The organism is Candidatus Palibaumannia cicadellinicola (assembly GCF_000754265.1).
GTDB lineage: Bacteria > Pseudomonadota > Gammaproteobacteria > Enterobacterales > Enterobacteriaceae > Baumannia > Baumannia cicadellinicola_B.
Genome location: NZ_CP008985.1, coordinates 495,690 through 521,525 on the forward strand (window position 1 = coordinate 495,690; position 25,836 = coordinate 521,525).

The following is a 25,836-nucleotide window of genomic DNA, read 5'->3' on the forward strand; positions in this document are numbered from 1 at the left end:
TTTCCCTTTTTGTTATAGAGTCCAGGGGTGAGTATACGGATTACTCATATCCCACTCCCAATTTAATAATCGGTACGTCAGCAACAATTTGCGATTAATGCCGCTAACCTCAGACCACTGGTGGTGGCAGTGTAGCCATTGCTGCACTTGACGATGCAGGGTAAGTGAAGTCCAGTGCATTGCTACCGCAGTTATCAAATTTAGCTGATCCGCGTTAACTAAAAAAGCCTGCGCTCCTTGCTGCAATTTGAGTGCATCAATCAAGAGAGTAAGCACCCAATGTAGCGGTACATCCTCATTTCCATTGAGGAAAGGTAGCAAAGTTAAAAAATCACGATGATGTAGTGCTTCTCTCATAGCTACACACAATGCTTGCCTCTTGTTCCAACATGCTGGTTGTAGTAAGGCTAGCGCCGCTAGAGGAGCACCTCCACATAAACGTAGCGCGGTGCGAGCAGCTAAAATAGGATAAGTCTCCTTCTGTTGCTGTAACCAACTTAACCCTAGCGCTTCATCCGGAGAAGGTAATTGCCAGCAAAGACAGCGGCTCAGTAAAGTGGGTAACAGGCATGACTTATCTCTGGAACCAAGTAGAAAATAAGTCTCCTCTGGCGGTTCTTCCAGCATTTTTAGCAGTGCATTTACTCCCTGCTTGGTCAATAACTTGATATGTGACAGCGATACTACCTTAGCGCCGCCCTGATGCGGGTGACTATATAAGCTTTCAATCAAGATGCGGATTGTCTCTACACCAATGCTCTGCTGTTCTTTTTCTAGCTCAATCTTATAATAATCTGGGTGATTGCCTGCATTCATCAATTGGCAGCTATGGCACTGACCACAATTGATGATGGTATTTGGTTTGAGGCACATTAACCAATTACTTAATGCTTGAAATAAGAATGCCTTCCCGTTACCTTTTTGACTATACAGTAAGAGTGCATGATGTCCCTTACCCTGCTGGTAACTAGTCAAAATATTAAGGTAATGAGATTCTAACCAGGGATATAATCTCATCGATGTATTTCCTGGGTACTAAGCCACTGCTCTATCTGATTGCGAATTGCGGCGCTAAATTTTTCTCGCGGCTGTCCAGCATCGATAGTTACGATACTAGAATCGTTAGCTACTAGTTCCTGGTAACGCGCGCGGGTACGGTGGAAGAAAGATAGTGATTCAGCTTCAATTCGATCTAGTGGTGTGCCACGAGCGCGGGCTCGCTCTAGACTCATTGCCGGAGGCAAATCCAGATATAGTGTGAAATCAGGATAAAAATTCCCTAATACCGCATTTCGTAGAGTTTGTAACACCTGTTTATCTATGCCGCGGCCTCCGCCTTGGTAAGCTTGAGAGGAAAGATCGTGTCGATCGCTAATCACCCAGGCACCGCGCGTTAGCGCAGGTTTGATAACACTTTCTACCAATTGTGCACGTGCGGCATATAACAACAAAAGCTCAGCACAGTCGGTAATCGGATCAGATCCTATGCCTTGCTTTATTAGAGTACGTAGTTGTTCTGCCAATGGAGTACCACCTGGCTCTCGAGTAGAGATTATATCGTTAATACCATAGCTATGTAAGATAGCTACTATCTGTTGAATTGCTGAGGTCTTGCCGGTACTCTCGAGGCCCTCGACAACAATAAATTTACTATTCATGGCCTATCCGGATTGACTATGGTGTTTCGTGATAGCTGTTTTTATTGCAAGAGATGTTAGCAAATGGATGCTTGTTAAAATTATTTAGTATTTCATTAGCATTGGCACTGTGGGCTGAGTAAATTAAATAAGGTACGTTCATAGTAACAGTATGAACCGATTGAGTTTACCGGTGCTATCGGCAGCAAAGCATTGGTAATAATTACCTCATCAGCTTGTTTCAGCGCATCGGGGCCAGTAGTGACTTCCTCACATAAATAACCAAGCTTTGGTAATAAGCCTAATACACGTCGGCGCATGATGCCGGCTACTCCAGCATAGCTCAGCACAGGAGTAAAAACTTGCCTCCCATAACGCCAGAATAAATTGGCGCTGCAGCACTCTACCAGATTTCCGTCCGTATCTAGTACTAGCGCTTCATCGCCACCTTCTTGTTCTAAATGAGCTTGTATCAACACCTGCTCAAGCCTATTAAGATGCTTAATACCTGCAAGTAAAGGATTCCGCGCCAGGCGTACCGGATTTAGGGTCAGACGTATACCATTGCTTCGCCAGGTAGCATAGTGGCTTGGTGTGTAGCCGTGTTCTATAATACGGACAGGAGCGCCACAGTTACTAAAACTATAGCCGCGGTTACCACTCCCTCTGCTGATGATCGCTTTAATAAATCCAGAGCCGCCGGTTGCAGCAGCGATGAGCATTTCCTGGCGTAGTGCTTCGATATCTAGCCTATCGAACAACAAACGTTCCGCAGCTTCAGTAATACGCTCGATATGCAATGTCAAAAAAGATATCTTGCCGTCTAAAAGACTAGCTGTGGTAAAAAAACCGTCACCAAACTGACAGGCGCGGTCAGTCAGCGGCAATTGTTGCTTAAGTTGGCCGTTTATCCAGAACATAAATCTACTTATTTATCTCCTTTCGCAGACATAGTGAAGAATAATAGTATCTACGTACTAATACTATACTATTAGAATAGAGCGGAAATTCGTGCTGAATTAAGAGAAACGGCCATGTAGGTAGATTAAGACGATATTTAACTAATCATCTCATATAATAATCTGTTTGTAATATAAGTCTAGCCTAAAAAAGTTTAGGCGATCGCTTGACCGCCTAAGCTAACTTATTGCCGACTTGCCTGAATAAAATCAATCGCTGCCTGAACAGTAGTGATTTTTTCAGCTTCTTCATCCGGAATTTCGGTATCAAACTCTTCTTCCAGCGCCATTACTAGCTCAACAGTGTCAAGAGAGTCAGCGCCTAGGTCGTCAACAAAAGAAGCACTATTGACTAGTTCTTCTTTCTTAACGCCCAGTTGTTCAGCGATGATTACCTTAATGCGTTCTTCGATAGTGCTCATACTTTTAAATTTCCTATCAAAAAAAAATCGCTTACGCGATGGTTTTCGTCGTGTATAAAATCTTGAAAAAGATACCACTAAAATTCCGGCCTAGTCGAACTACTATTTTCTGCTATTTTGCGGTATTTACTATAGACAACGCAAATGATTTTCATGCTTTTTACAGCATATACATACCTCCATTGACATGTATAGTTTCGCCGGTAATGTATGCAGCCTCATCGGAGGCAAAAAAAGCTACCGCACTGGCTATTTCTTTAGGATACCCAAGACGGTTAGCCGGAATCTTGGACAAAATGCCCACACGATGTTCATCTGTCAATACTTCTGTCATATCAGTGGTAATAAAACCTGGTGCTACCACGTTTACTGTGATGCCGCGCGATGCAACTTCACGAGCCAGCGATTTACTTAAGCCAATTAATCCTGCCTTAGCAGCGGTATAATTAGCCTGTCCTGCATTTCCTATCGCTCCTACAACAGAGCCTATGGTAATTATTCTACCATAATGCTTTTTGAGCATTGCTCGTATTACCGCTTTTGACATACGGAATACAGAAGTTAGATTAGTATTTAAAACAGAATGCCATTCATCTTCTGTCATACGTATCAGAAGATTATCACGTGTGATGCCTGCATTATTTACTAATATATCCACATCGCCAAATTCTGCACGCATTCTCTTTAAACAAGCATCGATAGAGACTAGGTCGGAAACATTCAGTTTAATACCTTTACCACTTTTACCTAGATACCGGCTAATATTATCCGCTCCATTTTCGCTAGTAGAGGTTCCTACTACTACTGCTTGCTGCGCTGCTAGCATTTCTGCAATCGCTCGACCAATACCACGGCTAGCGCCGGTAACTAACGCAATTTTATCTTTTAAACTCATTGCTTTTTCCTACTTTGATCTTGAATTACCGTAGCTAGCGAAATCTGGTCGTGTACCGCCATACAGGATAGTGTATCGATAATTCTTTTAGTGAATCCAGTAAGCACTTTACCAGGTCCTATTTCTAGCAAAGTCTCAACGCCCTGTGCATAGAAGTACTCGATAGTTTCGGTCCAGCGCACAGGGCTATATAGCTGACGCACTAGCGCCTGACGGATTAAAGCTGGATCTGTAACAGCACATACGTCAACGTTGTTAACAACAGGAACCTGTGGGATAGAAAAATGTACCGTTTCTAGCATTTGTGCTAATTTATTAGCAGCAGGCTTCATTAGTATACAGTGTGATGGTACACTGACCGACAGCATCTGCGTGTGTTTAGCACCAGCCGTTTTGCAGATGATACTAGCGCGTTCCACCGCGGCTTTATGACCAGCAATTACCACTTGTCCAGGTGAATTAAAATTTGCCGGCGATACTATTTGTCCCTGCGCAGCTTGTAAACAGACTGCTGAAATAGTTGCATTATCTAGACCGATAATGGCAGACATTGCGCCTGTACCAGTAGGCATGACTTTCTGCATTAACATACCACGTCGAGCTACTAATTGAATGGCAGAAGAGAAATCAAGTACTCCAGCGCATACTAGTGCTGAATATTCACCTAAGCTGTGGCCTGCCATAAACATCGGCATTGTACCACCAAGCCTTTGCCAGATTCGCCAGATCACTACCGACGCTGTCAATAATGCTGGCTGTGTTTGCCAGGTCTTATTTAGTTCTTCAGCAGGACCTTGTTCTACTAGCCGCAATAAATCATAATTAAGAATAGCCGAAGCTTTGGCGAAAGTTGCCTTAACATCATCAGGATAGCATGCTGCTATTTCCGCCAGCATGCCAACCTTTTGGGAGCCTTGTCCTGGGAAGACCATGGCAAATGCTGTCACTATTATTTGTCCTCTTAATTATTAAAAGCGCAGTAGCGCTGAACCCCAGGTAAAACCACCACCAAAAGCTGCTAGTAGCACTAATTCGCCTGTTTTAATCCTACCATCACGCACCGCCTCATCTAGCGCTAACGGGACTGAAGCTGCAGAAGTATTGCCGTGCCTATCGAGGGTCACTACTACTTTATTCATTTTGATAGCTAGCCGTTTTGCAGTAGCAGAAATAATACGCAGGTTAGCCTGATGAGGCACGAACCAGTCGATATCTTTGCGAGATCGATTGTTCATACTCAGGGTTTCATCAATAATATGGGCGAGCTTGGTGACAGCTACCTTGAAAACTTCATTACCCGACATCTTTAAATACACATCTGCTGCAGGATTAAGGCGATTGTGATAAGGAAGGGTCAAGAGATCCCCATAACTACCATCAGCATGTAAATGAGTGGAAATAATTCCCGGTTTTTTCGAACATCCTAAAAGTACTGCACCGGCACCGTCACCAAATAAAATTAACGTACCACGATCGTGAGGAGCTGGGGTATTACTCAATACATCAGAACCAATAACGAGTGCATATTCTATAGCACCGTTTTTAACATATTGATCGACTACGCTGAGGGCATAAGCAAATCCAGCACATGCTGCCGCTAAATCAAAAGCTACGCAGTCAGTAATACCTAGATCGCGCTGAATTTGACAGGCGGAACTAGGAAAAGCATGACTAGACGAGGTAGTAGCTACTATTATCATACCAACTTTTTCTGCGGGCATACCTGCCATACTAAGTGCTTGTTTAGCAGCGTAAGATCCCATGCTGAATACTGTTTCATTGGCACTAGCGATGCGACGTTCGCGGATACCAGTACGGGTAATAATCCATTCATCTGAGGTATCTACCATGTTTTCTAGGTCAGCATTAGACCTTATTTGCGCTGGGAGATAGCTCCCAGTGCCTAAGATTTTAGTATACATGTGCGCTAAATAACTCTTGGGTCATACCACATTCAGCGAGGCTAGCAGCTATTTTTTTCGGCACTTGTCGCTCTACGGCTTGTACTGCCTGTTCAATTGCTGTAGTAAATGCGCGCTGATTAGCTGCACCGTGACTCTTAATTACCGTGCCACATAAACCTACCAGGTAAGCGCCATTATATTGATCGGGATGAAGTTGGCTGAATTGACAAACCAGGCTTGTCTTGACGCTATACTCTGAAGATTTTAGCAATGATAGAAAAACTCGTATCATCCCTTCCATAGTTTTTAATGTCATATTACCAACAAAGCCTTCACATACCATTACATCTGTTTTTCCAGTCAATAATTCATTAGCTTCAAGATAACCAATATAGTTGATTGACGATATCTTCTGTAATATTGCGGCAGCTTGATTAATATTACCAAGGCCCTTCGTATCTTCAGCGCCAATATTCAATAGCGCTACACGCGGACGATCTACTCCAACAATTTGCTTCGCTATCACCGCGCCCATAACTGCGAACTGAACTAGCATCGTAGCGTCACACTTAACATTTGCTCCTAGGTCAAGTAACACTGTTTTTCCCTGATTTTGATGGGGCAAAATCACCATAAGTGCTGGCCGGGAAATTCCATCCAAAGGTTTGAGCACTAATTTTGCTAGTCCCATGAGTGCACCAGTATTACCTGCGCTGACGCAAGCCTGAGCACGTCCGATCTTGATTAGCTCAAGCGCAACACGCATTGAGGTTCCGCGACTAGCTAGTATCGCTTGTGATGGTTTTGCTTCACTGGCAATCACAGATTCAGCTGGAATGACGGTCACTCGCTCACGCAAGATAGAATCAGTTTGAACGAGAAAATAATTTATTACTACGGGATGGCCAACAAGTAATAGCTCAAGTTGTGGATAGGATATCAGTGCCTGTAGAGCAGCAGGCACTGTTACGTCGGGACCGAAGTCTCCGCCCATAGCATCTAACGCCAGGGTTAGACGTCTCAATGTATTTGCCTTTAGGAATAATTACTTGGTGATAACTTTACAACCGCGGTAGAAACCATCGGCAGTGATGTGATGACGCAAATGAGTTTCACCAGACACTTTATCTACTGATGTAGTAGAGGTAATTAGTGCGTCATGAGCGCGTCGCATACCCCGTTTGGAACGGGTAGGTTTATTTTGTTGTACAGCCATAGAACTAACTCCTTTAGTATTGATGTTTTCAACGAAATTATATGAAATAACGGTTTGGTTTTTTCATGTTCATGATTTATGAACAGAACATTAATCAAAATATTTATATTCCTACAGACAAATAATGCCAAAAGTATCCTGATAATAACTATGTTATTACATTGATTTATTAGTATGTTTAAACAACATAGGTAATTGAACTTTTGCATCAGATAAGGCGCGCATATTAACTTCGTAACAAACGTTAGTCAAAGAAAAAAGGGATTTTGATATTGCTTTCTATCATGACTCTACGGACCATATTCTAATTCTACTATAGTTAGGATTTTTCTTTATGGTAGGTACGGAGATAAAGTAGACAGTTACGTAATGACTCATCCAACGGAGCTTCAATACGCAATCTTTCACCGCTAGCGGGGTGTTTAAAGCTTAGCGCAACAGCATGCAAGAAGAGCCTATTTAGACCACAACTTTTGAGTTGATGATCGAATTTACGATCACCATAGCGATCATCAAACGCAATAGGATGGCCTGTATACTGGCTGTGCACGCGAATTTGATGGGTACGTCCGGTCACAGGGCTGGCTTTGACTAGTGTCGCGAATGTAAAACGTTCTTCTACTTGAAAGTAAGTCTTTGACAGTTTACCATCGTTGCTGACCCGCACAATACGTTCACCGCTAGCTAAAATATTCTTCATCAACGGCGCCTCTACTGCTTTCATATGAGATTGCCACTGGCCACGTACCAGTGCTAGGTAATCTTTTTTGATGCTTTTCATTCGCAATTGCTCATGCATTAAACGTAATGCTGAACGTTTTTTTGCGATAAGTAAAACACCAGAGGTGTCCCGGTCTAGTCGATGCACCAGTTCGAGAAATGTTGCATTAGGCCATAGTGCACGCAATCCCTCTATGATACCGAAGCTCAGTCTACAGCCACTGTGTACTGCCGTTCCTGATGGCTTATTTAATATTAAAAGATGGTCGTCTTCATACAGAAGAGCTTTAGTTAGGACTGCTACTTTTCCTAGTCTGGGAGAGACAAGCGGTTTATTATCTTTTTGACGTACCGGTGGAATACGTAGCTCATCGCCGCTTTGTAGTTTGTATTGAGGTTTGCTTTTTTTCTTGTTGACCTGTACTTGTCCTTTACGTACCAGACGATAAATAAGGCTCTTAGGTACTCCTTTGAGTTGAGTACGTAAGAAATTATCGAGCCTTTGACCAGCGTTATGTATGGAGATGGTGATAAAATGTATAGAATAATTATGTACTTGAGAAGTTAATTTCAAATCTGCTGTAACCATTATGCTACCTTTATTATGTTCTTAACCGTATGATGTTTAGAAAAGTCAACAATATTTTTATATCATCAATATTATCGTGAAGAACTCTATACACAAGACTGAAATAAAAATCGTATCTGATCGCTAATAGCTAAAGTCGTCTTGCTATGTATGTATCAGCAATGAAATAATGTTTTTATTTTCCACGTTTGCGCGTATGAGACGAGTAATCGAGGAATTGTTTAATTTGCTTAATGCTGAATGAACTTAATAAAAACGAAACGTAGCAATAACGTAAGACGTAATGGTTAATCTAGCAGTTAGAGCTGGAAGCAGATTGCTGCTTGGCTGGCAAAAGGAATTAGTAGTCATAATAAGACGCCATTCCCCCTCTGTAAATGCGATGTGTTTTCGTTCTCATAAAAAACAGGTTACCGAAATGATGCTCGACTTAGCAAGTTACAACTGTAAGGTTAATTGCTTTGTATCAAGTTACGAAGCCGTCGGTGATTACACGGCTATGCGGTTCTGTTTTGCACGTAGCTCTAATGCTCATGCATAAAAAATGAGTAAGTTATGATGAAAAGAATGTTAATTAATGCCACTCAACAGGAAGAGTTGCGCGTAGCCTTAGTAGATGGCCAGAGACTCTATGATTTAGATATTGAAAGCTTGGGGCATGAACAGAAAAAAGCAAATATATACAAGGGTATAATTACCCGCATTGAACAAAGTCTTGAAGCAGCATTTGTCGATCATGGTGCTGAGCGTCATGGGTTCCTACCTTTTAAAGAAATTTCTCGTGAATATTTTCCGATTAACTATTCTTCTAACAGTCGGATAAACATTAAGGATGTACTGCGTGAAGGGCAAGAAATCATTGTACAGGTAGATAAAGAAGAGAGAGGTAATAAAGGCGCAGCACTTACTACCTTCATTAGTCTAGCTGGGAGTTATCTTGTTTTGATGCCTAATAATCCTCGAGCCGGAGGAATTTCGCGTCGTATCGAAGGAGAAGATCGTACTGAGCTAAAAGAAGCTCTATCATTGTTAGAACTACCAGAAGGTATGGGACTGATAGTTCGTACGGCAGGCATCGGCAAGTCAGCTGAAGCACTACAATGGGATCTATCCTTCCGTATTAAACACTGGCAGGCTATTAAGAAAGCTGCTGAGAGTCGTCCAGCACCATTTTTAATCTATCAAGAAAGTAATGTCATTGTGCGTGCGTTTCGTGATTATCTTAGGCCTGACATCGGTGAAATTCTGATAGATAACCCAAAAATGTTAGATTTAGCTAAAGAACATATTACCTTATTAGGTCGTCCAGATTTTACCAGTAAAATTAAGCTCTATAGTGGCGAAATTCCGCTTTTTAGTCACTATCAGATCGAATCACAGATTGAGTCAGCCTTCCAACGTGAAGTACGTTTACCTTCTGGGGGTTCGATTGTCATCGATACGACTGAGGCGCTAACAGCAATCGATATTAACTCAGCGCGTTCCACCCGTTGCGGCGATATTGAAGAAACTGCCTTTAATACTAACCTAGAAGCCGCAGACGAAATTGCTCGTCAGTTACGCTTACGAGATCTTGGAGGTTTAATTGTTATAGATTTTATCGATATGATGCAGGTACGTCATCAACGCGAAGTAGAACATTGCCTGCGTGAAGCAGTGCATCAGGATCGTGCCCGTATTCAAATTGGACGGATATCTCGCTTTGGTCTGTTGGAGCTTTCTCGCCAGCGCCTGAGTTCATCATTAAGTGAGTCTAGTCATCACATATGTCCCCGCTGCTGTGGTACTGGTACTCTTCGTGATAACGAATCATTGTCACTTGCTATCCTACGTATCATCGAAGAGGAAACGCTAAAAGAGAATACTCATGAAGTACATGCTATCGTGCCGGTGCCTATAGCATCTTATTTGCTGAATGAAAAGCGCGCGGCAGTTAATGCTATAGAGAAGCGCCAAGGTGGAGTGCGGGCTATTATCGTGCCTAATGATCAAATGCAGACTCCGCATTATGTTGTTCTTAGGATCCGAAAAGGTGAAGAAGGAACAACACTTAGCTATTTGCTACCGCAACTATATGGTGCGGAAAAAATGCATCTAGCTGAGGAGTTCAATGCTGAACGAAAACGTCCAGAGCAACCTGCTATAGCGGCTTTCGTACGACAAGATTCGCGAATAATCAGAGAACAAACCACAGTGATCGACGCGCCCATTCGTAACCTTTTTGGTAGATTGATGTCTAGTTTAAAGTCTTTAGTCAGCGCACCACTACCGTCCACCTTAGAACAAAAGGTTACGGAAAAAGAAATGATGCACAATCAAGATATTAATAATAAAAGTAAACGTAGGCAAAATAGTAATTGTATCCACCACTATCAGCATAATAGCAATAATCATTTATATACTCATCAGGAAACGAGTTATGAAGAACAAAATCAGAAACATCTATTCATTCAGACAGAGTCGAAAATAACCCATGAAGAAGACCTTATAATGGCACAAAACGAGTTTACGTGCCGAAAAGAGCGGAGATCTCAGGAACTAAAGGCTACTGAAGCATCAGTTTTCGAAAGAGAAAAACTAGAAGTACCCCAAATAAACTTGGGTAATCGTAATACTGATAATCAACTAATACAGACAATATTACCACGTCGCCAACGCCGTGCATTACATAGAAAAATCTCTGTTCTTAATTGTCATGAAGCAGAAATCATTGTACCTAAGCAGACAGTAAATACTACCAATACGACTAATAGCTCTACCACATCTTTGACTAATACCGCTGAGAATACAGTGAATAGAGAGTATTATCGCAGTCGATCACGCAGGTCACTGCGTCATCTACGTGTCAGCGGGCAACGTCGTCGTCGTTATCGTAACGAACGTTATCCACTCTCTTCGCCGGTACCATTGAACCGTGCAGTATTTTCACCAGAAATGGCGTCGGGCAAAGTTTGGGTCAGCTATCCGGTGAATCCTATAGAGCGAAAAGAGCAGGAAGTAATTAGAGTACAATCCGCTCAGAATGTCTCAGATATTGAATTGCGCGTAAAACGTGCGATATCATGACACTGCCAGGTCAACACTAATATATCCCGTATAGAATGAAGTGATAATGGATCAGTAAAAGACGGCTTCACTCGGAAATTAATGACTAAGATGCCTGCTATTTTCATCTAACTAACCTAACTTGATACCTATCAAAGAAACGGAAAATAACTTCATGACGGTACAACCAGTAGAAATTAAAATTCGCCGGCCAGATGATTGGCATGTTCATTTGCGTGATCATGATATGTTGCGTACTGTACTACCTTATACTAGTAGGTATTTTGGTCGTGCAATTATTATGCCAAATATTATACCTCCAATTACAACTATTATCCAAGCTAGAGCTTATCGGAAACGTATTATTGCAGCGCTGCCGGCAGGACATAGATTTCAACCTTTGATGACCTGCTACCTTACTGGATCCCTGACAAAACAGGAACTTATTGAAGGTTTTCAACAAGATGTTTTTACTGCTGTTAAGCTTTATCCAGCTAGCACTACCATAAACTCAAAATATGGAGTGACTGATCTCACTACCTTTTATCCGATATTATCTACTATGCAAGATCTCGGTATACCCTTGTTAATTCACGGCGAAGTGACTACCGCCGAAATTGATATTTTTGATCGTGAAGCACGCTGTATTGAACAGGTTATAGAGCCTATACATCGCAAATTTCAGGCGTTGAAAATAGTCTTTGAGCATATAACTACTAAAGAGGCCGTTGATTATATTCTAGAAGGAGATCGCTATCTTGGAGCAACGGTTACTCCGCAGCATTTGATGTTTAACCGCAACCATATGCTAGTTGGTGGAATTCATCCCCACCTTTATTGTCTTCCTATCCTTAAACGTAGTAGTCACCAGCAGGCACTACGTGCTGCAGTGACTAGTGGTTGCGATCGTTTTTTCTTAGGCACCGATACCGCACCACATGTTCGTTATCGTAAAGAGTCTGATTGTGGGTGCGCCGGAGTTTTCAACGCACCTGTCGCGTTGCCTACTTATGCTACTGTTTTTGAAGAACTTGGTGCGTTGGAATACTTTGAGGCTTTTTGTTCCCTAAATGGACCACGTTTTTATGGATTGCCTTTGAATAAAGATTTCATTTCTCTTAAACGTGATGATTACTGTCAACCAGAGACGATATCTTTAGCTAATGGAGAAACAGTAGTATGTTTTCTAGCACAACAGCTATTACACTGGACTGTTATTGATTAATTATTTCCCTGAATCATAGGATTTAGTAGTCACTTATAGTTACTACTCTATAATGAGATAAAGTTAGATAAAAAAATTTTTTTGTTGTATTTTTAAATAAATTGCATGATAAAAGCATTATTTTTAACAATTCTAAAATAAATCGAGCATATAATATTATTTTGCGCTTTTTATGTTTTATGGATATATCATGATTACATTATGGAAAATAATAGCTAATCCTTTTAGATGGAGTTGGCGCTTACTTATTTTTATCCGTGAGTTTATTTTGAATATCTTTGTAGTACTTCTGATCGTGATTGTTGTAAGCATTTACCTGCAGATTACTCATACCACACCGTCCATGACGACAGGTGCTCTAGTTATGGATCTAACTGGCATCATTGTGGATAAGTCGGCAATGAAGAATAAATTTAGACTGCTTGGTCGTGAATTACTTGGAACTGCAAGTAATAGGATACAAGAAAATTCATTATTCGATGTCGTTGAGATACTTCGTCAGGCTAAAAACAATACTCATATAACTGGTTTAGTACTCTCATTAAAAAATTTTTATGGTGCAGATCAAGCTTCCCTACAGTACATCGGTAAAGCGCTGCGTGAATTCCGCGATAGTGGTAAACCTATTTATGCCATCGGTGAGAGTTACAGCCAGGCGCAGTATTTTCTTGCGAGCTATGCCAACAAAATTTACCTTATGCCACATGGTATGGTCGATTTACATGGTTTTGCTACTCATAACTTTTATTATAAGTCTTTATTAGATAAGCTCAAAGTTAATAGTTATATTTTCCGTGTAGGTAAATATAAATCCGCAGCAGAGCCGTTCTTACGCGATAATATGTCTAAAGCTGCGAGGGATGCAGACAGTCGTTGGGTTGGACAGCTGTGGCAACATTATCTTGATATAGTAGCTGGAAATCGCCAGGTGACACCACAACAGTTCTTTCCCCGTTTTCCCACCTTACTTGCTGGATTACGTGCTGTTAACGGCGATACGGCACAGTTTGCGCTTCAGAATAAATGGGTGGACGAAGTCGCTTCTCGTTCTACCATTGATAAAGCAATGACTCAAGCCTTCGGTTGGAATGAGCAGAGTCAATCATTTAATGCAACGAGTATCTATGATTATCAGCAAATTTATACTAGCCAGCAGAGCGCCGCACAAAGCGCACAAAGCGCACAAAGCGCACAAATTGCTGTGATCTTTGCAAATGGCGCAATAACCGATGGACCAGAAAAGCCTGGATCTATGAGTAGTGATACCACAGCTCTTCAAATACGCGATGCTCGTTTAAATCCAAACATCAAAGCAATTGTCTTTAGGGTTAATAGTCCAGGTGGTAGTGTCAGTGCCTCGGAAATCATTCGTAGCGAATTAGTCGCAGTGCGCGACGCTAACAAACCTATAGTTATCTCTATGGGTGGCATGGCTGCCTCTGGCGGTTACTGGATATCTACCCCAGGAAATATGATTATCGCTAGTCCCAGTACCATTACTGGCTCTATTGGTATCTTTGGTATAATCCATACGATAGAGAATTTGCTTGATCGTATTGGGGTACATACTGATGGCGTGACTACTTCGCCAATAGCGGGAATGTCGATAACCCAAAAATTACCAGTCGAGTTCTCACAAATTATGCAGCTTAACGTCGAAAATGGTTATAAAAAATTCATCACCCTAGTCGCGGAATCCCGTAACAAAACCATGGATGAAATAGAAAAAATTGCTCAGGGTCATGTATGGATAGGTAGCGATGCCATAAATAAAGGTTTGGTCGATAAATTAGGTGATTTTGATGATGCTGTTAATAAAGCTGCTGAGTTAGCTAACATTGAGCAGTATCAACTCAATTGGTATCTGAATGAGCCTAATTTTATGAACATGCTATTAACACAAATAAATGCTGCAGTGTTGGCTGTTCTGCCGAACACGATTAGCGAGATAGCACAGCTTATGAACAAAGATGCTGCCTTGGGTTTTGTCGATCCGCAAAACTGCTATGCATTATGCATTAATTGTGACAAAGATGGGAATAAAATACATAGCAACTGAAGACAAACATCTTTTTACTAGTGCTGACAGATTTATGCTAGCATAACCATAAAATTTTATTAATTTTTAATTACTGGTGAAATGATGACTATCAAAATAGGTATCAACGGTTTTGGTCGTATTGGCCGTATGATTTTCCGCGCGGCGCAGAAACGTGATGACATTGAAATAATTGCCATTAACGACTTATTGGATATTGACTATATGAGTTATATGTTGAAATATGACTCAACTCATGGTCTATTTAGTGGAACAGTCGTAGTAGGTAATAATCATCTTATTGTTAATGGTAAAACTATCCGTTGTACCTCCGAAAGAGATCCGATTTATCTAAAATGGAATGAGGTTGGCGTAGACATCGTTACTGAAGCAACGGGACTTTTCCTAACCGATGTAACTGCACGTAAGCATATCACTGCTGGAGCTAAGAAAGTGGTGCTGACTGGACCATCTCAAGATAACACGCCTATGTTTGTAATGGGTGTTAATCATAAGTCTTATGATGGGCAGGACATTGTGTCTAACGCTTCATGCACGACTAACTGTCTAGCTCCACTAGCTAAAGTAATCAATGACCAATTTGGTATCGTTGAAGCATTAATGACCACTGTACATGCTATAACAGCGACTCAAAAAACCGTTGATAGCCCTTCGCATAAAGACTGGCGCGGTGGTAGAGGAGCATTTCAAAACATTATTCCGTCCTTAACTGGAGCTGCAAAAGCAGTCGGTAAAGTAATTCCTCAGCTGAATGGTAAGCTAACAGGTATATCTTTCCGTGTTCCTACTCCCAATGTATCGGTAGTAGATTTGACGGCACGTCTGGAAAAATCTACTTCGTACGAAGAAATTTGCTCTGTTATCAAACAAAACTCAGAAGGTGAACTAAAAGGTATAATGGGTTATACCGATGAAAACGTCGTTTCAACTGATTTTAACGGCGAAACATTAACTTCGGTTTTCGATGCTAAAGCTGGTTTAGCTCTAAATAAAAACTTTGTCAAACTAGTTGCCTGGTATGATAATGAAACAGGATATTCCAATAAAGTTTTAGATCTGATCTCTTATATTGCTAATAGGTAATATGGTTACAAAAATGCTGTCAATCAATGATTGGTATTTTCTTAGTCGTGCATATCTATCTATAACTTAGGTTGACAGCTTAATCAATATTCTAGTATGTCTTGTTTTTTGATTAAAAATGGTAAATTTTTTACATCGCTGTTCTATCACTCGCAAAGCCTGGTTATTACTTGCACTTACTGCTTTTATTTTGGAATTGGTCGGGCTCTATTTTCAGTACTTTATGTTTATCAACCCTTGCGTTCTATGTATCTACCAACGTTTTGCACTTTATGGCATAATGATTGGAGGTCTTGTAGGAGCTATATCACCTTCGACACCATTACGTTTTATTGGACTTGGTTTTTGGCTTTACAGCGCCTGGAAAGGATTGCGATCAGCTATAATCCATACTGATATTCAGCTGTATCCTTCCCCTTTTTTCGTATGTGATTTTTTTGTTAGTTTCCCTAGTTGGTTGAAACTCGATCAATTGTTGCCAGCTATATTTAGTGCCACTGGTAATTGTACCGTACATCCGTTTCACTTTCTTTCACTCGCAATCACACAATGGATGATCATAATCTTCTCTATCTATCTATTCATTGGTTTAATTATATTATTAGTACAATTTGTTTTGGTGTATCAAAACAAAAACATCAAATACTAAACCTAGATAATATAAATCATAGATCTAATCTTGATGCTAGAACTTCTAGTTCGGCTTGATCATTATCATTTGATAGGTAACAACAAATATTTTTTCCTACGTTTATATTACTTAGTGTATTGTCTGGATATAACGGTACCTATAACATGCATGCGGTACGATAAAATCATGAAATATCGCATCTCGTAAATAAATGAGAAAAAATACATGTATAAATCTGAGTCAGAATAGATGACACAAAAGCCTATTGATCTCAAAGGCAGTAGTTTTACTTTATCAGTCATTCATCTTCATGATGCGCCGCCAGAAGAAATAAGCCGGGCAATACAGGAAAAAGTAAAACAAGCACCTCAATTACTACAAAATGCGCCGGTTATCATCAATGTTGCCAGTCTTAACAGAGAATGCAATTGGATGGAGTTGTCCAGGGCGGTATTAGCAACTGGGCTACATGTGGTTGCTATTAGCGGCTGTAATAATTCTACACTTAAAAATAAGATTATTTGTAGCGGGTTACCGTTACTGACCGAAGGCAAAGCACTTAAATCAGGAGAATCTACATTATCTATTGCAAAAACACTACTTATTAATACCCCTGTCCGTTCCGGACAACAGATTTATGCGCGTAACAGCGATTTAATCATAACAAATAGCGTAAGCGCTGGTGCAGAACTGATTGCTGATGGCCATATTCATATTTATGGCATGATGCGGGGGCGTGCACTAGCCGGTGCATCAGGAGATGGAGAGTGTCAAATTTTCTGTAGTAATTTATCTCCAGAACTAGTCTCTATTGCCGGTGAATATTGGCTAAGCGATCAAATACCGGCAGAGTTTTCAGGTAAAGCTGGGCGTATTTACCTACACTATGGTGTACTTTCTATTAAATCTTTAATCCCTTGACAAAGGAATCATTTTATGGCACGCATTATAGTTGTTACTTCAGGTAAAGGTGGCGTTGGTAAAACCACATCTAGCGCAGCTATTGCTACCGGTTTAGCCCGTAAAAGTAACAAAACAGTGGTTATTGATTTTGATATTGGTTTACGCAATCTAGATTTAATTATGGGTTGCGAACGTAGAGTAGTATATGACTTCGTCAATGTTATTCAGGGTGATGCGACTATCAATCAGGCGTTGATAAAAGATAAACGTACCGAAAATCTTTATATTCTACCTGCGTCTCAGACACGTGATAAAGACGTACTTACTCGTTCTGGGGTGGAAAAAGTACTCAATAATTTGAATGATATGGGTTTCGACTTCATGGTATGCGATTCCCCAGCTGGAATTGAAAATGGGGCATTGATGGCGCTTTACTTTGCTGATGAAGCGATTATTACCACTAATCCAGAAGTATCATCAGTCCGCGACTCAGATCGTATATTGGGTATTTTGTCCTCAAAATCTCGCCGCGCTGAAAACAATATGGCACCAATTAAGGAGTACTTGTTGCTAACTCGCTACAACCCTGGTCGCGTTAACCGTGGCGATATGCTAAGTATGGAAGACGTAATTGATATATTGAGAATTCCATTGGTAGGTGTAATACCTGAAGATCCATTAGTTTTACGTTCCTCAAATCAAGGTGAGCCGGTAATTCTTGATACCGAGTCTGATGCTGGCCAGGCATATTCTGATATGGTTGATCGCCTATTAGGAGAAGAATGTCCCTTACGTTTTATTGAAGAAGAGACTAAGGGATTTCTGAAACGCCTTTTTGGTGGATAAACTATGGAATTATTAAATTTTTTTCTCTCTCGTAAACAAACAACCGCAAAAATAGCTAAGGAAAGATTAAAAATTATCGTTGCGGAGCAACGAAGAAGCGGTCAAATACCTCATTACCTGCCTCAGTTGAAATGCGATCTGCTTAAAGTTATCTGTAAATATGTGTCAGGTTCTCCTGAGCTACTTTCGGTGCAACTGGAAATAAAGAATGGTGATATATCCATCTTAGAGGTTAATATTATGCTACCAGAAGCAGAAGAAAGTATAAGATGTCAACAAAAATAATAAATGCAGCAAACTTATAGTAATGTTGTAAAGGTTATTAACCTTATCTATTTGTTTGAAATGCTACTTTATTCCTTAAATAAACTGGCTCTACTTTATCTACTGACTGTGCACAGCCAGTACGCCATTGCTGTAGTGCAAGTGGTAATATATCTTGGGCCGAAGGTAGTATTACATTTTGGCCATCTTTTATAGTTCGTCGCCTAAAAGCTATCAATACCGGAGAGATCATCCATCCTGTTCCTGCACAGAACCACTCTCCAGTAAGTTCTGATGTTAGTCTAACTAGTTCTTCAGGTTTTCGCACGGCTTCGTCTGCTTCACCTAACCAGACGCCTTTATTATTACGGCGATATGGTGCACAGTAAATTTCCCCCATACGGGCATCAATTGCCGTCAGAACCTGGTGGGCGCCAGTTTGTCGCCAGGCGCCCTGAGCTAGCGTTACTAGCGTTGATATGCCTATAAGCGACAAATTTGCACCTAATGCTAGTCCTTGAGCAATACTAATACTAATACGTACTCCAGTGAAACTACCAGGACCACGGCTAAAAGCGATAGTATCTAGATCTGATAATGTAATGCTAGCCTCAGCCAACAAACTATCCACCATAAGTAGTATGTGTTGAGTATGCTCACGTGGTGTTACAGCGAAGCGTTCGCTGATGGTGTTATCTATCATGAGCGCAGCTGAGCACGCTTCAGTAGCTGTTTCAATAGCTAAAATACTAGTCGACATAGATGATAAAACCCGTCAGAGAATAATCTGTTTTATATATGCAAGTTTATTCTCTAATTCTTAAATACCTACCTGCTTATAATACGATTTTTGCTAGGTGCAATCATCAGTCACATTTATTCAATAGTATTACAGGTACGCTACCAAAGTATTTATTATCAGTTATAAACCTAGTAAACCAATCCAGTAACCAAAAATTCCAATGCCAAAAAAGCTCATGATAATATATAGTGCATTTATCTTATGCTGCAGTAGCCACATGCAAGCAAAAGTAAGTAGCAATGGCACTAGACCAGGCATGAGTTGATCAAGTATGGATTGCATAGTTGTTAATGTAGTGTAGCCTTCAATATTTGTTACTTCTGATACAATGAAAGGAATATTAACATGAGTCCACTTATTAATTAATGCTCCCATAACAAATAGACCAATAATTGATGCGCCTTCAGTTAGTTTCTGTAGTAAGCCACTACTAATATCCTTAACAATATTAACCCCTTTATGGTAACCATAAGTTACACCGTAGTAACGAGTGAAAATACGTACGAGGTTGAATAAAATAAAAAATAGTAGCGGTCCTAAGAGACTACCACTTATCGCAATACTAGCACCTAATGCAGCAAAGATTGGCCGTATAGTACCCCAGAAGATCGGATCACCCACACCTGCTAGGGGGCCCATTAAACCTACTTTTAGACTGTTGATAGCAGTATCATCAATCGGCGCGCCATTAGCGCGCTGTTCTTCCATGGCCATAGTCACACCAATTATTGGCGCAGCTACATATGGATGTGTATTGAAAAATTCTAGGTGCCGTTTAATTGCTTGCTTACGAGCGTCATTATTTTCTGGATATAACCGTCGAATTACTGGCACCATAGAGAAACAGAAACCTAGTGCTTGCATACGTTCGAAGTTCCATGATGCTTGAAGTAAATTAGAACGAAGAAACACCGCGCGAATATCACCAGGCGTTAGTTTGGTTTGGCTAGCACTAGTCGTTGTTGTATCTATTGTTTTGGTTTCGCTAGTACTAGTGGTTGTCGTATCTCTCATTACTCTCACCCAATTCAATTAATCTAATTCATTATCAAGATTATTATTGTTAGTATTTTGCGCCGATGTTATATGTCCGGTAACATTAGTACGTTGCGTACGAAGCTGGATATAAAGAATCGCCATCATGAGGCCTATTACACCTAACGCTATTATATTAAAGCTAGTAAATGCTGCTGTTACAAAACCTAAGTAGAAAAATGGCATTAAATAACTCGTACGCATCATATTAATAACCATCGCATAACCTACGATCATAATCATACCGCCGACGATATTCAGGCCATTAGTAACTACTTCTGGAATAGAAGTGAGTATAGAATGCATCATTTCGGTACTGACTGATATCGCCACAATAACTACTGGCATTGCAGTACGTATTGCTTGTAATAGTAGTGCTGAAATATGGATTCGACTTAGAGCGTTGAGGTTACCATGTTCTGCCGCATTGTCCGCTGCGTGCTGAAATGCGATAGTTAGAGTACGCACGATAATCGTCAGTACCTGTCCAGCTGCTGCAATAGGAATAGCTAGTGCAATACTAGCACTAATTTCTTGATTGCCTATAATCACTAGGATGGTAGCAATTATTGCTGCTAAGGCAGTATCAGGTGCTACCGCAGCACCAACATTCATCCAGCCTAGTGCGATCATTTCAAGCGTACCACCAACAAGAATACCTGTTTTCATATCTCCTAAAACAAGACCGATTAAGGTGCACGCTAATAGTGGTCGGTGAAACTGAAATTCGTCAAGAATCGATTCTATGCCTGCAATACAGCCCACGATAAATATTAGTATTATTTGAAGCGTGGTAATCTCCATTGCACTTTTCCTCTGACATGCGTAGGGGTTTTTATTTGCCTAGTTTTTTGTTAATTAAATCTATGATATTGAGTGGAGTATCTGAAGGTACTTGACGAACTTCTAGTTTAATACCGCACTCATTTAGTTTTTTAAATGCCGTGATATCTTTATCATCTACTGATACGGCATTATTGATTTGAGTTTTACCATGACAAAACGCCATACCACCGATGTTAATTGTGGGGAGAGATACTCCACCTTCTACCATGCGTAAGACATCGGTTGGATTAGTAAATAATAGCATTACGCGATCGTTAGCATATTTCGGATTGTTATACACACGAATAGCTTTAGCTACATCTACTACATGTGCTGTCACTCCTGGAGGAGCAACTTGGGTAAGAAGTATTTTTCGCATAGTATCTGCTGCTACTTGATCATTGACAACAATAATGCGTTTAACATTCGTCTCTTTAGTCCATCTTGTTACTATTTGTCCATGAATCAAACGATCATCAATTCTAGCTAAAATAATAGTCATATGACCACCAGACTTAGCTTTTACTGGTACTGTCTGATTCTGAGTATGAAGGTTGACTGTCTCAGTGAGTTTCTCCGCTGTTAGCGCTTTAACACCGAAACGACCGGTTTCAACAGCAATTTTAACTAATTCCTGGAATAATAAATTGTCGTCGCGTGCCATAAATATTTCAGTTAGCATAGGAATATTCACGCCAGACACGACTTCATAGTGATCCTGCTTACTATTCATAACTATCTTACTTGCAGCATTAAAGGGACTACCTCCCCAGGTATCAACTAAAAATAATACTCCAGTAGTAGTATCCATATTTTCTAGTCTAGCACTATATTTTTCAATCAAGGTGTCAGTATTTTCTCCAGGATAAAAATCTATCCAAGCGACATTTTTTTGTTCACCCAAAATCATTTCTGCAGTTTTCAGTAATTCCTCAGCCGCTGACCCGTGAGTGCCAATAATGATAGCAATACTCACAAATACCTCCTTCTGTTAACAATATGGATTGATTATATACGTTTTACGGTTAGTCAGTTATGAGTTAAAAGCTATAACTTTTGATTAGTCTCACTTATACTGCAAACAAATGATATGATTAGCTAAAGTTTATCACATAGATAAATTTACTAGATTTATCCAAAATAGTTATGAATTTATACTATTATAAAGTAAACTTAAATTAAGTTAAGTATGAAAATAACAAAAATTGTGACAACGATCAGTTATTTAATTACTAAGATCGTAGCAAACATATCAATTATAGTGTAGATAACAGAATAATTAGTAGTTAACACGAAAAAAGGTTCTTTATGCCACCTACTCTTTCCAATAAAGACAAACTTTGTTTTTTATAATAAACACATATTTTTACTATGAGCTATCAATAACTAATTGATCATTTCGATCAGCAAAAATTAAATGATATTATCTAACTAGCATCATGCGCTGGATATGTTGTGTCGTAATGTTCGATCCCACTTATCAAAATAATTTGCTTCTTAGCTACTTAGCTAGCGGATAGTTTCTGCTTGTTAGCAACAAATGCGGATTCACCTAACCTCCGGCAATAGTTTATTGCCTGGACTACCTTATGTTTATGGAATGGAGTCTTTCCCGTGATAGAATTGCTAATAGACCCCTCAATTTGGGTGGGATTACTGACCCTAGTAATGCTAGAAATAATTTTAGGTATCGATAATCTTGTTTTTGTAGCTGTTCTTGCAGATAAATTATCGCCTAAAAAACGAGATAGTGCCCGTATTATTGGGCTTGTTTTAGCACTAGTAATTCGTCTAGTGCTGCTTTCTTTTATATCATGGATTGTTACCCTTACGTGGCCTTTATTCCGTATAATGTCCTTATCTTTTTCCGGTCGCGATCTAATTTTGCTACTAGGTGGTTTTTTTTTATTATTTAAAGCTACTACGGAACTACACGAACGTTTAGAAAATAAAGAACAGCATAGCAATGCTAGCCGCGGTTATGCTAGTTTTTGTACTATTGTAGTACAGATTGTAGCTCTTGATGCTGTTTTTTCCCTAGATTCAGTTATGACAGCCGTAGGTATAGTTAATAATCTTACTGTGACTATTACTGCGGTAGTAATTGCTATGGCTATAATGATATTAGTTTCTAAATTTTTAACACATTTTGTTAATACTAATCATACTGTAGTCGTGCTTTGTTTAAGCTTTTTATTAATGATCAGTGTCAGCTTGATTGCAGAAGGATTAGGCGTTCATGTGAATAAAAAATACCTATACACTGCGATTGGTTTCTCAATTCTGATTGAGATTTTGAATCAGATAGCTTGGCGTAATTTGATGAAACATCAGTCTAGCAAACCTTTGCGTGATCGTACGTCAGAGGCTATTATGCTACTAATGGGTGGAAGAACTCAGTCTCAACCATCAGTTAATGAAGAGAATTTTGTTTCCTCACTCCAGTCAGCAAATTTTGCTGAAACCGAATATTGTATGATCACTAATGTTTTATCGTTGGCCTCAAGAAACCTACGTAGTATTATGACTCCACGGAATCAAATTTCCTGGTTAAATAGTAAGCTACCGATTGAGGAACTACAAATTAAGCTTATGAATACGCAGCATAATATGCTGCCTCTTTGTTATGGAAAATTAGATCATTTGATAGGCATAGTGCACACCAAAGATTGTATGAGCGCTATCGCAGATGGCGAACATATGAAGGCTTACGAGGTAGTAAATCCTGCTATTGTCGTACTAGATACTCTAGATGTTTTAAACTGTTTAACAGAGCTACGCCGTGCTAAAGGAAGCTTAGTAATAGTTTCAAATGAGTTAGGTGTGATTCAGGGTTTAATAACACCGCTAGATATACTAGAAGCAATTACTGGTAAATTGACTTCTGAAGATTTAGAAGATACATTAGATATTAAAATTAGTAATGAGGGATGGCTGGCGAAAGGTAGCACAAATATTTCTACTTTGCAGAATGTTTTAAACACCCAAAATCTTGTACGTCATCATAGTAAGATTACATCTTTAGCTGGACTATTAATGTCTCAATGTAATCATATGCCAGTGGAAGGTGAAGTACTTATTATTCATCAGTGGCGTTTTACCATTAGACAAATGATAGAATATCGTATTGAACAGGTATGGATTGAACGTATTTCACCAAATACTCAAAAATTAGCATGAAATTTAGTATTATTATTTAACTCAAGTAGTAAATGTTAATTTAAGATTATATCTAATATATGTTCGAAATATTTAAAGTACATAATACTTGCTAACATCTGATTATTATCTATTAAATCGTTCTAGTAATGGTAGCAATGTTGCTGCTTTTGCCAGGGTCTCTTTATATTCAGCTTCTTCGTTACTATCGGCGACAATACCACCGCCAACTGAACAGTAGATCTGATTTTGATCAATGATCAAGGTTCTAATAGCAATATTCATATCCATTGTTCCACAATAACTGAAATAACCGATACTGCCGCACCAGGCGTTGCGGCAATGTGGTTCTAGTTGCTCAATAATTTTCATCGCTCGTACTTTAGGTGCTCCTATAATCGATCCCCCAGGAAAGCACGCACGTAATAAATCACAGGCAGAGTGATGTGGGGATAATTTTGCCGTAATAGTGCTAACCATATGGTATACTGCTGGAAAAGTCTCGATTGCAAAAAGTGATGGTACCCGTACACTGCCTGGTAGAGCCACTCGACCTATATCATTACGTAATAAATCAACAATCATAAGATTTTCAGCACAATCCTTAGCTGACGTTGCTAAACGTATCCTCTCTAATTTATCCCTGCTGCAGGTAGGGCTAGATGAATTCATAATACGAGGTAGTGTACCTTTAATTGGACGAGATTCAATTACGTTACCGCGTAATCTCAAAAATAGCTCTGGAGATAAGCTTAGTACAGTCGCTTGCTCCGGAAGACGAATAAAAGCTGAAAAAGGTGCGCGGTTATATGTTACTAAATATCGGAAAGCAGACCATTCATCACCGCTACAAGTAGCGCTGAATCTTTGGGAAAGGCAAACTTGATAACAGTCTCCAGCTTGTAGATGTTGTTGTATCTGACGAAATTTTTTTCCATAATCGGCACGAGTCATATTAGATTCCCATTGTGTATGAAGACGAAACATAGCAGTAGGTTGTGGTGCTGTATCAACTAAATTAGCTAAAATTGTTTGAGGATCTTTATGACTAACAAGTGTTAATTTACGCCTATGATGATCTGCAATAATTGCCCAGTCGTAAAGACCGACTGCCATATCTGGTAGATGTAAATCACGTTCTGCTAAATTTGGTAGATTTTCAATATACCGTGCGAGATCATAGCCAAATAAACCTAGAGCTCCGCCCTGAAAAGGTAACTGCTTATTCGTTTTGGTAATGATATTCATTTGTTCTAATTGTTGCTTTACCAGAATAAAAGGATCTATATCACTAAATTTGCAGTCTGTGCCCCTACATATTTCAGTAATACCGTTTTTAGTCACCAACGTAACTACAGGCTTAGCAACGATAATATCAAAACAACTATCTGAATGGTTGCTGTCACTAGAGTGTAGTAACATAGACCAAGGTTGAGTAGAGAGTGGTGTAAAAATATCTAGCACTGCATGAGGCTGGTAAGGTAAATTCATTAGGTATGGTTGTATCATGAAATCATATTTCCTACGGTGCTAATAATAAAGATCTACGTGTAACTATTCCTAACAAACAATATGATAAAATCACTCATGTCAATAGTATCGGTGAAGTTATTTACT

General features: G+C 39.8%; 24 protein-coding genes. 9 read left to right on the top strand and 15 right to left on the bottom strand.

Annotated elements, in window-relative coordinates:
• Positions 1-12: 12 nt before the first annotated feature.
• The 10 genes from holB to rluC all read right to left on the bottom strand — a co-directional run bounded on the left by holB (position 13) and on the right by rluC (position 8,342).
• Positions 13-1,017, bottom strand: coding sequence for a DNA polymerase III subunit delta' (holB, locus tag IM45_RS02395; RefSeq protein WP_038498838.1), 1,005 nt, complete (start codon positions 1,015-1,017; stop codon positions 13-15).
• Positions 1,014-1,658 carry a dTMP kinase gene (gene tmk / locus IM45_RS02400; protein ID WP_038498841.1) on the bottom strand — a complete coding sequence of 215 codons (645 nt, stop codon included), beginning with the start codon at positions 1,656-1,658 and terminating at the stop codon, positions 1,014-1,016. The genes holB and tmk overlap by 4 nt, the downstream gene beginning before the upstream one ends.
• Positions 1,659-1,753: 95 nt before the next feature.
• On the bottom strand, positions 1,754-2,557 hold the full coding sequence (pabC, locus tag IM45_RS02405; RefSeq protein ID WP_038498844.1) for an aminodeoxychorismate lyase: 804 nt from the start codon (positions 2,555-2,557) through the stop codon (positions 1,754-1,756).
• 224 nt (positions 2,558-2,781) lie between these two features.
• Entirely contained in the window at positions 2,782-3,018 is a 237-nt protein-coding gene (gene acpP, locus IM45_RS02410; protein WP_038498847.1) for an acyl carrier protein, read from the bottom strand.
• Positions 3,019-3,178: 160 nt separating this feature from the next.
• Positions 3,179-3,913: a 3-oxoacyl-ACP reductase FabG gene (gene fabG / locus IM45_RS02415; RefSeq protein WP_038498850.1), complete on the bottom strand. Its 735-nt coding sequence runs from the start codon at positions 3,911-3,913 to the stop codon at positions 3,179-3,181.
• The gene (gene fabD / locus IM45_RS02420) at positions 3,910-4,860 is read right to left on the bottom strand and encodes an ACP S-malonyltransferase (RefSeq protein WP_038498854.1); all 951 of its coding nucleotides are present in this window, start codon (positions 4,858-4,860) and stop codon (positions 3,910-3,912) included. Before fabD ends, fabG begins: the two co-directional genes overlap by 4 nt.
• A gap of 21 nt (positions 4,861-4,881) precedes the next feature.
• Positions 4,882-5,835 carry a beta-ketoacyl-ACP synthase III gene (locus IM45_RS02425; protein ID WP_038498857.1) on the bottom strand — a complete coding sequence of 318 codons (954 nt, stop codon included), beginning with the start codon at positions 5,833-5,835 and terminating at the stop codon, positions 4,882-4,884.
• On the bottom strand, positions 5,825-6,841 hold the full coding sequence (gene plsX, locus IM45_RS02430) for a phosphate acyltransferase PlsX (protein WP_051984607.1): 1,017 nt from the start codon (positions 6,839-6,841) through the stop codon (positions 5,825-5,827). The genes IM45_RS02425 and plsX overlap by 11 nt, the downstream gene beginning before the upstream one ends.
• 21 nt (positions 6,842-6,862) lie before the next feature.
• The gene (gene rpmF, locus IM45_RS02435) at positions 6,863-7,033 is read right to left on the bottom strand and encodes a 50S ribosomal protein L32 (RefSeq protein ID WP_038498860.1); all 171 of its coding nucleotides are present in this window, start codon (positions 7,031-7,033) and stop codon (positions 6,863-6,865) included.
• Between the two features lie 319 nt (positions 7,034-7,352).
• Positions 7,353-8,342: a 23S rRNA pseudouridine(955/2504/2580) synthase RluC gene (gene rluC, locus IM45_RS02440; RefSeq protein ID WP_051984608.1), complete on the bottom strand. Its 990-nt coding sequence runs from the start codon at positions 8,340-8,342 to the stop codon at positions 7,353-7,355.
• A gap of 558 nt (positions 8,343-8,900) precedes the next feature.
• Between rluC and rne the strand changes: the two genes are divergently transcribed.
• The 8 genes from rne to minE all read left to right on the top strand — a co-directional run bounded on the left by rne (position 8,901) and on the right by minE (position 18,419).
• On the top strand, positions 8,901-11,408 hold the full coding sequence (gene rne, locus IM45_RS02445; protein ID WP_051984609.1) for a ribonuclease E: 2,508 nt from the start codon (positions 8,901-8,903) through the stop codon (positions 11,406-11,408).
• A 154-nt stretch (positions 11,409-11,562) separates the two neighbouring features.
• Positions 11,563-12,612 carry a dihydroorotase gene (gene pyrC, locus IM45_RS02450; protein WP_038498863.1) on the top strand — a complete coding sequence of 350 codons (1,050 nt, stop codon included), beginning with the start codon at positions 11,563-11,565 and terminating at the stop codon, positions 12,610-12,612.
• Between the two features lie 190 nt (positions 12,613-12,802).
• On the top strand, positions 12,803-14,671 hold the full coding sequence (sppA, locus tag IM45_RS02455; RefSeq protein ID WP_038499589.1) for a signal peptide peptidase SppA: 1,869 nt from the start codon (positions 12,803-12,805) through the stop codon (positions 14,669-14,671).
• A gap of 84 nt (positions 14,672-14,755) precedes the next feature.
• A complete protein-coding gene (gene gap, locus IM45_RS02460; protein ID WP_038498865.1) occupies positions 14,756-15,754 on the top strand; it encodes a type I glyceraldehyde-3-phosphate dehydrogenase in 999 nt (332 codons plus the stop codon).
• Positions 15,755-15,872: 118 nt separating this feature from the next.
• Entirely contained in the window at positions 15,873-16,403 is a 531-nt protein-coding gene (gene dsbB, locus IM45_RS02465; RefSeq protein WP_038498868.1) for a disulfide bond formation protein DsbB, read from the top strand.
• Between the two features lie 231 nt (positions 16,404-16,634).
• Positions 16,635-17,306: a septum site-determining protein MinC gene (minC, locus tag IM45_RS02470; protein WP_038498871.1), complete on the top strand. Its 672-nt coding sequence runs from the start codon at positions 16,635-16,637 to the stop codon at positions 17,304-17,306.
• Positions 17,307-17,321: 15 nt separating this feature from the next.
• Positions 17,322-18,134, top strand: a complete 813-nt coding sequence (gene minD / locus IM45_RS02475) for a septum site-determining protein MinD (protein WP_038498874.1) — start codon at positions 17,322-17,324, stop codon at positions 18,132-18,134.
• A gap of 3 nt (positions 18,135-18,137) precedes the next feature.
• Positions 18,138-18,419, top strand: a complete 282-nt coding sequence (gene minE / locus IM45_RS02480) for a cell division topological specificity factor MinE (protein WP_038498877.1) — start codon at positions 18,138-18,140, stop codon at positions 18,417-18,419.
• A 43-nt stretch (positions 18,420-18,462) separates the two neighbouring features.
• Here the strand turns inward: minE and tsaB are convergent, their stop codons facing one another.
• The 4 genes from tsaB to manX form a co-directional block, all read right to left on the bottom strand.
• A complete protein-coding gene (gene tsaB / locus IM45_RS02485; protein WP_038498880.1) occupies positions 18,463-19,158 on the bottom strand; it encodes a tRNA (adenosine(37)-N6)-threonylcarbamoyltransferase complex dimerization subunit type 1 TsaB in 696 nt (231 codons plus the stop codon).
• Positions 19,159-19,320: 162 nt separating this feature from the next.
• Positions 19,321-20,214 (bottom strand): PTS mannose transporter subunit IID, encoded by an 894-nt coding sequence (locus tag IM45_RS02490; protein ID WP_038498883.1) that lies wholly within the window; start codon positions 20,212-20,214, stop codon positions 19,321-19,323.
• A gap of 18 nt (positions 20,215-20,232) precedes the next feature.
• Positions 20,233-21,039: a PTS mannose/fructose/sorbose transporter subunit IIC gene (locus IM45_RS02495; RefSeq protein WP_038498886.1), complete on the bottom strand. Its 807-nt coding sequence runs from the start codon at positions 21,037-21,039 to the stop codon at positions 20,233-20,235.
• Between the two features lie 31 nt (positions 21,040-21,070).
• Positions 21,071-22,036, bottom strand: a complete 966-nt coding sequence (gene manX / locus IM45_RS02500) for a PTS mannose transporter subunit IIAB (protein ID WP_038498889.1) — start codon at positions 22,034-22,036, stop codon at positions 21,071-21,073.
• 641 nt (positions 22,037-22,677) lie between these two features.
• Here manX and IM45_RS02505 point away from each other — a divergent pair.
• The gene (locus IM45_RS02505) at positions 22,678-24,240 is read left to right on the top strand and encodes a TerC family protein (protein WP_038499592.1); all 1,563 of its coding nucleotides are present in this window, start codon (positions 22,678-22,680) and stop codon (positions 24,238-24,240) included.
• A gap of 105 nt (positions 24,241-24,345) precedes the next feature.
• Here IM45_RS02505 and pabB read toward each other — a convergent pair whose 3' ends face one another.
• Entirely contained in the window at positions 24,346-25,728 is a 1,383-nt protein-coding gene (pabB, locus tag IM45_RS02510) for an aminodeoxychorismate synthase component I (protein WP_038498892.1), read from the bottom strand.
• Positions 25,729-25,836 lie beyond the last annotated feature (108 nt).